The organism is Candidatus Gracilibacteria bacterium (assembly GCA_010119145.1).
Lineage (GTDB): Bacteria > Patescibacteriota > Gracilibacteria > BD1-5 > UBA6164 > JAACSU01.
The window spans coordinates 2,985-4,490 of sequence record JAACSU010000002.1 but is presented as its reverse complement, the minus strand read 5'-3'; the positions used below and the strand labels follow the sequence as shown (position 1 = coordinate 4,490).

The 1,506-nt window shown below is 31.3% G+C and carries 2 protein-coding genes; both read right to left on the bottom strand.

The window, feature by feature from the left end:
• Nucleotides 1-120: 120 nt before the first annotated feature.
• Nucleotides 121-957 carry a hypothetical protein gene (locus tag GW846_00045; GenBank protein NDK09159.1) on the bottom strand — a complete coding sequence of 279 codons (837 nt, stop codon included), beginning with the start codon at nt 955-957 and terminating at the stop codon, nt 121-123.
• Between the two features lie 113 nt (nt 958-1,070).
• On the bottom strand, nt 1,071-1,506 hold a 436-nt coding region (locus tag GW846_00040; GenBank protein ID NDK09158.1), incomplete at its 5' end, for a hypothetical protein.

Genomic DNA, 1,506 nt, shown 5'->3' with positions numbered 1-1,506 from the left:
GTTTCTAAAATCATATTCAAAAATGATGTCGGTTGCAGGAAATAGTTGGGGTTTTCTTCCAATTTCTCCTTTATTAAAATCAGTCCTCCGTTGGTGTAAGATTTAGTTGAATATGATGAATTACTTTACAACAATAAGTCTTTCAGAATAATTTGGACGATCTACGACATATTTACCGTTTCCAAGTTTTACAATCCATCTATAAAGAATTTGAATGTTTTCTGTTATCTCAAACTTTCGAGGAGTTGGGACATCTGCACAATTTTTGTGAATCCATTCTTTGGCTGTACCAAAATACACCTCTCCGGTTAATTCCAAATCTTCTAAAAATCTTTTAATGAAAGGGTGAGAGAAAAATGCCTCTTTCAATTTTTCTCGAAACTCTGTTGAAGACAAATCTAAAGGTAATTTATAAATCGCTAAGTCGTGCAAAACACAATTCAATTCTAATTCGTTGACAAATTCTTTGTTCTCGTAAATTCTGTATAGTGTTTCAATGCTGTAAGTCATTGGCAAAGCGGATATCAAAAAATCTTTGTCAGGTGCTTCAATCTTGAAATGAAATTCTTTTTCGTCAGGAAATTCCTTTTTCCTTTCGGGAAGTTGCTCGCTTAGTTGCTTGTAAATATTGTCTGTGATTAAAATGGAATCACTTTCAATGATGTTGAAAAACAGTCTGTCTTCAATACCCAAATCTTCTACAATAGTTCCAATTTCATAATTGTAGTTTGAGTAAGGTGGAAGATTTAAAGCCCGAGAAGAAATGTTTGCACTTGTGAGAAAACAATTTTTGTATTCATCTATATATGCTTTCAAATGCAAACGGGAATTTCTATAAAGTGTAATTCCTTTTGCTTTCAGATAAGTATAAATTTCCAAGTCAGATGAACCAAGAATTAAATCTTTGGTTTCCCATCTTACAAAAACTGCTTTTACATTTTCTTGTCTGTCAATCAATGCTTTCAGTGTCTCCAACTTTATGTATGGGGAGAAAATAAAAAGCCTTCGCGAATTACTTATGTATTCGCTAAGCTTGGGTTGTAGATTTATTCCGTTTTTGAAAAGCATAATTATTGTTTTTCTTTCCAATCAAGAATAAACTGGTTTAATTTTACGGCAAATAAACTTCTAAATCTTGAAATATATTGTTGATAAGACACAAGTTCTTTTTCAGCTTCCACCATTGCCCCAAATAATAGCAATAAAGGATCTATTTTATTCAAATCTTTTTCATCTAACAAAGGTCTTATAAACTCTAAGTAGAAATCGTGTTCAGTGTTAATTTCAATAATAGTTCTATGTCCAATCGGTTTGAAATTATAAAATTCTGCAGCACCTAATTGAAGGAAAACTATCAATTGATTATATTCAGTTGTAAAAAACCAATCAATAGCTAAATTAAGTTTCGTAGCATCTGAATCATATTCAGGATATCTCAATAAAAGCCATTTTTTCAATTCCTCCTTATCTTCGTCTTTTTCTTCTTCAATATTTTCTAGGTCATCA